A 6,424-nucleotide genomic window follows, 5' to 3' on the forward strand; every position below is an offset into this window, starting at 1 on the left:
GTTTTCCACAATCAATTTCTACCTATTTCTATAAATTTCAATCTATTTCTATTATCTTATCTCCATATCACTCTTATCTCCTTATCCCCTTTCTTACACTTTTGATATATAGCCTGAACGGTTACACAGATTTGATGGAAATTTATAAAAATTGGAGATAAATAATGTTGCGGGGTGCAATTGCATTATTTTGTTTAATGGTTATTTTGGGGTTAATATTAGTTAATAGTAATTGGTTTTGGGATACAATTGCCCCGGTTTATTATGAAGACATAGTTTATAAATATGCCGAAAAGTATGACATCGACCCTTTTTTAGCTATGGCTATTATCAAAGCTGAATCAAGTTTTTATTCTGGAGCACAATCGCCAAAAGGGGCAATTGGTCTGATGCAAATAATGCCGGCAACGGGTAAAGAAATTGCCTCTAAATTAAACTTAAGACCATTTGCGGTTTGCGACCTATACGACCCGGAGATAAATATTCAAATTGGATTATATTATTTCGTCAAATTACAAAATAAGTTTAATGGAGATATATATTTAACTTTAGCCGCATACAATGGTGGAGCAGAAAATGTAAAAAAATGGCTATCTGAAAAGAAAATGGGAACGATAAAGTCAAAAGCGGACATTAAAAATATACCATTTAAGGAAACACGAGAATTTGTCCATGATGTTATCTGGAATTACCTGTGGTTTAAAAATATTCATAAAATCAGGAAGGTTTTACAAATCAAAATATAACTTATTTCGTAACCGTTCAGGCTATATATCAAAAGTGTAAGAAAGGGGATAAGGAGATAAGAGTGATATGGAGATAAGATAATAGAAATAGATTGAAATTTATAGAAATAGGTAGAAATTGATTGTGGAAAACAACAAATTTCCATAAATTTCTATTAGTTTCTATTAATTTCAATTTTTTTAATAATATCTCCCTATCTCCTTAATCTCCACATCTCCTTTTGTTACACCACCTGAACGCTTACCTTATTTCAAGAATAAAAAAATGACATTAGCCAATAAAATTACTATTTTAAGAATCTTATTAATTCCGGTTCTTGTTATCTTTTTAGTCTATGGTTACCGAAAAAATCTACTACTTTTTCGCCATATCGCCCTGGGTATTTTTATCCTTTCAATGATAACAGATGCCTTAGACGGAATGGTTGCCCGTGCATTTAAACAAAAAACTAATCTTGGAAGTTTATTAGACCCGCTGGCAGATAAATTACTTCTGGTAACTACCTTTGGAGTTATAGGATATATTGGAAAAATCTCATTGGGAATAGTAATCCTGGTGATAAGTCGAGAAGTGATTATGACATTAGGGTGGATTATTCTTCATATATTTAGTCCTAATACGATTACGATTAAGCCAAGCATCCTGGGAAAGATAACAACTGCCCTTCAAATGTTGACAATTATTTGTTGTCTGATAGAAATTCAATATCCAATTATTATTCGCTGGACGCTTATTACCACTATGGTAATTTTTACTATCGTCTCCACACTTCATTATATCTTTGTTGGTAGTCAGATGCTTAATGAAGAAGGAAAGGGAAAGAATAAAGGAGATTAACCACGAAGGCACGAAGATACAAAGGAGAATGAAAATAAAGGCTGAAGGAAACAGCGTTCAAAACTTCAGCCTATATCCTTCAGCCTTCAGCCTATTTTCAGGAGAAACGCTCATGCCCACAGGGAGTGGGCACAAAGGAGGATGAAAATCGGGCATAGAGATTAGAGATTAGCAAGAGTGCAGGTTCTAATTCACTAATTCTCTAATCTCTAATTAACTATTTTCAGGAGAAAAATGGAAAATAAACCACGAAAAAAAAGATACTTTTTAGGTGAAATGTTAATAGAGTCAAAGATAATTACCCAAAAACAACTGGATGAAGCAATAGAACTACAATTGAAAACAGGTGAGAGAATTGGTAATATCTTAAGAAATTTAGGTTATATAACCGAAAATGACCTTTTAGAAACATTAAGTCAACAATTGGGTATTCCTCGAATTAATTTTAGCGATATAGGAGAAATCCCGAGTGAAGTATTAAAATTAATTCCAGAATTTATCATTAGAAGACATAATTTAATTCCTATTTCACTTGCAGACCATAATTTAACCATAGCTATGTCTGACCCACTGGATATATTTGCCATAGATGATGTAGCGTTATTTATAGGTGACTATCGCATAACTCCAGTAATTGTCTCTGAGGATGACATAAGAAAAACTATCGATAAATATTATGGCGGAGAGATAACTTTTGAGAAAACAATAGAGAAAATAGAAGTAAAATCCACTGAGGTTGAAGAGGAAGTAATGGATGTCAGTAAAGTTACCTCTGCGGCTGAAGAAGCTCCATTAGTTAATCTGGTCAATCGTATTATTTCAAATGCGATTCAAACCGGGGCATCAGATATTCATATTGAGCCCTATGAGTATAAACTTCGCGTTCGACAAAGAATTGATGGGATTTTATATGAACTTTCTGCTCCACCTAAAAAATTACTTCTACCTATTATCTCTCGTATAAAAATTATGTCCAAGGCTGATATTACTGAACATAGACGACCACAAGATAGTCGAGCAAAGGTTATTGTTGGAAATCGAGAGGTAGATATGCGAATATCTTTTATTCCGACTATTTTTGGCGAAAGGGTTGCGATTAGAATTTTAGACCCCAAAAGTCTATATTTAGATTTATCTAAACTTGGTTTTGATGAAGAGTCACTTGCAATTTATCAAAAATATATTAAATCTCCTTATGGAATAGTTCTGGTGACAGGTCCAACTGGAAGTGGTAAGACAACAACACTCTATTCAACATTAGCCACACTTAATTCCGTAGAAAAGAATATTATGACCATAGAAGACCCGGTGGAATATGTTCTTCCGGGTATAAATCAGGAGCAGGTAAGACCAGACCTTGATGTTACCTTTGCCAGTGGTCTAAGGTCTTTTTTGAGGCAAGATCCGGATATTATTATGGTGGGTGAAATACGAGATAAGGAAACAGCAGAAACCGCAGTTCATGCCGCATTAACCGGTCATTTAGTCTTAAGCACACTCCATACAAATGATGCGGTAAGTGCGATACCAAGATTGATTTCAATGGACATCGTGCCTTTTCTGGTTTCTTCTTCTTTAATTATGATAATTGCCCAGAGACTATTACGAGTTTTATGTCATAAATGTAAAACACCTTATCAAATGCCAGGTTCCATACTTACAGAAATGGGATTAAAAGTAGAAGATGGAAATAAGGAAATAACTCTATATCATGGCAAAGGCTGTCCTGCTTGTTTCGATACCGGCTATCGTGGTCGAATTGGGATATTTGAAGTCTTACCCATAGATGAACACATTAGAAATTTAATCTTTAAATCCGCCTCTATTATTGAAATTAAAGAATATGCCTGTAAGATAGGAATGAAACCGTTAAAGGAAGTAGGTTTTAGTCGAGTCTTAGATGGCACGACCAGTTTAGAAGAATATTTAAGGGTGATTTAGGAATTAGATGTCAAAAGACAAAAGAGAAATATCCGCAGAGGAGATTAACACTAAACTAATAAAATGATTCATGGTATTGGAATTGACATTATTGAAATTAAAAGAATAAAAAAAACCAAAGAACGATTTGGTAACATATTCTTAACTAAAGTTTTTACTGAATCAGAGATTCGGTATTGCCAGACACATCCTAAAACAGAAGACCAACATTTTGCCGGGCGATTTGCGGCTAAAGAGGCAGTGTTAAAGGCATTTGGACTCCGATGGCCTTTTATCTCACTTAAAGATATTGAGATAATCCCTGATGTGATTACAGGTGCTCCGGAGGTGATTTTATACGGAAATATACTTGGCAAGGCAAATAGACTAAAAATATCATCTATCCTTCTCTCTATCTCTCATACGAAAGAATACGCCATTGCCCAAGCAATATGTAATGTTGGAGATAAATTATGAAAGTCGTATCTAAACAACAAATGCAAGAAATTGATAAAAGAGCCAGTCTTGAATTCAATATCCCGGGTATTGTTCTTATGGAAAATGCTGGACTTGTATCTTCTTTAATTTTAGAGGAGGATTTTCCGGATTTAAAAAACTCTAAAATTGCCATCTTTGTCGGTGGAGGTAATAATGGCGGCGATGGATTGGTTGTTGCCAGACATCTGTTTAATCAAGCGATGGATGTCCAGGTGTATTTGTTAAGAGAACAGGCTCAGATTAAAGGCGATGCCTTGATTAATTTAAACATAGCAAAATCAATCGGTATTCCCATCAAGGAAATAAATGAATTAGAAAAAGAAAAAACTAACATCCTTCAAGCAGATATTATTATTGATGCAATACTGGGCACTGGCATCTCAGGAGAGATAGAAGGTTTTTTAGCAGAGGTCATTAATTTTTTAAATGAAACTCAGAAACCAGTTATTGCCCTTGACATTCCATCTGGATTAGATGCAGATACAGGTTTTCCTCTGGGATGTAGTATCCGTGCAAATTCTACTTTTACCTTCGGATTACCAAAGATTGGATTATTACTTTATCCTGGAGCAGAATTAGTCGGAGAGTTGTCTGTTATTGATATAAGTCTTCCTGAACAACTCCTGAATGATAAGGAGATTAAAGTAAATTTATTATTAGAGGAGGATATTTTTCCGTTATTGCCACAACGGGCTGAAGATAGCCATAAAGGTTCTTGTGGTAAAGTCATAGTTATTGCTGGCTCGGTGGGTATGACGGGTGCGGCAACAATGACCGCTCAATCTTCCCTGTTGATGGGTGCAGGATTAGTCATATTAGGTATTCCCAAAAGCCTGAACCTAATTATTGAGATGAAACTTACGGAAGTGATAACGGTACCTTTACCTGAGACTGATGACCAGATACTGAGTCTGAATAGTTATGATAAAATTATGGAATTAATAAAAGATGCCTCTTGTCTCGCCATAGGGCCTGGTCTGGGAAGAAATAATGAGGTTGTAAATTTAATTAAAAAGTTAATTCCAAAGATAAATATTCCAGTGGTTATAGACGCAGACGGATTATTTGCCTTAGTAAATAATTTACACATATTAAAGAATAAAACCTCACCGGTAGTCATTACTCCTCATCCGGGAGAAATGGCGCGTCTTTTAGGAATAGGTATCGATGAGGTAAAAAGAAATACATTAACTCTCGCTCGAGAATTTGCCCAAAAATACCAATTAGTGGTTGTGCTAAAAGGTGCGAGAACAATAGTTGCTGACCCAGAAGGTAATATCTTTATCAATCCCACAGGCAATGAAGGTATGGCAACGGCTGGTTGTGGAGATGTATTAACCGGAATGATAGCTGGATTATTAGCTCAAAAGGTATTGGCATTAAATGCGGCTAAATTAGGTGTTTTCCTGCATGGCCTGGCTGGAGATTTAGTTTTAGAAGAAAAAGGGATGTATAGTTTAGTAGCATCTGACTTGATTCTTAAAATTCCAAAAGCGATTAAACGAGTAGACAATAGATAGGAAACAATAGTCAAATGTAATTTTGACTACTAACTACTGACTACTGACTACTGACTACTATAAGGGGGGCGTAGCTCAGTTGGGAGAGCGTCGGCTTCGCATGTCGAAGGTCAGGGGTTCAAATCCCCTCGCCTCCACCAATAAAATAGAATGATGGAGTAAAGGAGAATATTTGATAACTATGCCTCCAGAAATTGGAAGTATCGTTGAGGGAAAAATTACAAAAATAACGAATTTTGGGGCATTTGTCCAACTTACGGATGGAAATCAAGGGTTAATTCATATCTCTCAAATCGCAAATCAATTTGTTAAAGATATTTCCGAGCATCTGAAGATAAACGATGTTGTTAAAGTTAAGATTCTGGCAATGAATAAAAAAGGTTGTTTTGACCTATCTCTAAAAGATGCACAGGATGACCCTGAAAGTCCAAAGAAAAAAACTGACTTATTTGAAGAAAAATTAGCCCGGTTTTTAAAAAGTAGTGATGAAAGATTATCAGATTTAAGACGCAATATGGAAGCAAAACGAGGTGGCGGTGGAAGAATTAAATATTGAAAGTAACTATTCAGCCACTGATTAACACGGATTAGCACGGAATTGGTTTTCAAGTTAATAGGACGCAGATTTGCGCAGATTATCAGGATAATAAAAAAAATCGGTAACCGTTCAGGTGGTAATTTACCGCAGAGACGCAGAGAAACAGAGAGGAAAATATTTGTTTTTTTCGTGTTTTTCGGTGTTTAAAAAGGCTTAAAAACAGTTAGTCGAAAGTCCGTATTACTCGATGTTCAAGTTTTTGGATAGGACTCAATATGATAGAAGTTTTTGGCACGAATTAGCTAAATAAAGAAAGGTCTTTTGCCGATAGTAGAAATAGTGTGAAGACACGAAATTTACTATT

Annotated in this window: 7 protein-coding genes and 1 tRNA gene; 7 read left to right on the top strand and 1 reads right to left on the bottom strand. The window is 35.2% G+C overall.

What is annotated here, in order from left to right; genetic code table 11:
- Positions 1-164 precede the first annotated feature (164 nt).
- Positions 165-746, top strand: a complete 582-nt coding sequence (locus AB1422_15125; protein ID MEW6620644.1) for a lytic transglycosylase domain-containing protein — start codon at positions 165-167, stop codon at positions 744-746.
- Here the strand turns inward: AB1422_15125 and AB1422_15130 are convergent.
- Positions 710-892, bottom strand: coding sequence for a hypothetical protein (locus AB1422_15130; GenBank protein MEW6620645.1), 183 nt, complete (start codon positions 890-892; stop codon positions 710-712). The genes AB1422_15125 and AB1422_15130 overlap by 37 nt on opposite strands.
- 119 nt (positions 893-1,011) lie before the next feature.
- Between AB1422_15130 and AB1422_15135 the strand changes: the two genes are divergently transcribed.
- From AB1422_15135 to AB1422_15160, 6 genes are all read left to right on the top strand, one after another.
- Positions 1,012-1,584 carry a CDP-alcohol phosphatidyltransferase family protein gene (locus AB1422_15135; protein ID MEW6620646.1) on the top strand — a complete coding sequence of 191 codons (573 nt, stop codon included), beginning with the start codon at positions 1,012-1,014 and terminating at the stop codon, positions 1,582-1,584.
- A gap of 234 nt (positions 1,585-1,818) precedes the next feature.
- Positions 1,819-3,525, top strand: coding sequence for an ATPase, T2SS/T4P/T4SS family (locus AB1422_15140; GenBank protein ID MEW6620647.1), 1,707 nt, complete (start codon positions 1,819-1,821; stop codon positions 3,523-3,525).
- A 63-nt stretch (positions 3,526-3,588) separates the two neighbouring features.
- The gene (acpS, locus tag AB1422_15145) at positions 3,589-3,981 is read left to right on the top strand and encodes a holo-ACP synthase (protein ID MEW6620648.1); all 393 of its coding nucleotides are present in this window, start codon (positions 3,589-3,591) and stop codon (positions 3,979-3,981) included.
- Positions 3,978-5,522: an NAD(P)H-hydrate dehydratase gene (locus AB1422_15150; GenBank protein ID MEW6620649.1), complete on the top strand. Its 1,545-nt coding sequence runs from the start codon at positions 3,978-3,980 to the stop codon at positions 5,520-5,522. Before acpS ends, AB1422_15150 begins: the two co-directional genes overlap by 4 nt.
- Before the next feature lie 64 nt (positions 5,523-5,586).
- Positions 5,587-5,662 (top strand) — tRNA-Ala (locus AB1422_15155).
- Positions 5,663-5,703: 41 nt separating this feature from the next.
- On the top strand, positions 5,704-6,078 hold the full coding sequence (locus AB1422_15160; GenBank protein ID MEW6620650.1) for a S1 RNA-binding domain-containing protein: 375 nt from the start codon (positions 5,704-5,706) through the stop codon (positions 6,076-6,078).
- Positions 6,079-6,424 lie beyond the last annotated feature (346 nt).

This window comes from bacterium (assembly GCA_040757115.1).
GTDB lineage: Bacteria > UBA9089 > CG2-30-40-21 > CG2-30-40-21 > SBAY01 > JBFLXS01.

Excerpts from the sequence above, each read along its gene's own strand:
- AB1422_15130 (MEW6620645.1), bottom strand. The coding sequence starts at position 892 with ATGGAAATTTGTTGTTTTCCACAATCAATTTCTACCTATTTCTATAAA.
- acpS (MEW6620648.1), top strand. The coding sequence starts at position 3,589 with ATGATTCATGGTATTGGAATTGACATTATTGAAATTAAAAGAATAAAA.
- AB1422_15160 (MEW6620650.1), top strand. The coding sequence starts at position 5,704 with ATGCCTCCAGAAATTGGAAGTATCGTTGAGGGAAAAATTACAAAAATA.
- AB1422_15140 (MEW6620647.1), top strand. The coding sequence starts at position 1,819 with ATGGAAAATAAACCACGAAAAAAAAGATACTTTTTAGGTGAAATGTTA.
- AB1422_15150 (MEW6620649.1), top strand. The coding sequence starts at position 3,978 with ATGAAAGTCGTATCTAAACAACAAATGCAAGAAATTGATAAAAGAGCC.
- AB1422_15125 (MEW6620644.1), top strand. The coding sequence starts at position 165 with ATGTTGCGGGGTGCAATTGCATTATTTTGTTTAATGGTTATTTTGGGG.
- AB1422_15135 (MEW6620646.1), top strand. The coding sequence starts at position 1,012 with ATGACATTAGCCAATAAAATTACTATTTTAAGAATCTTATTAATTCCG.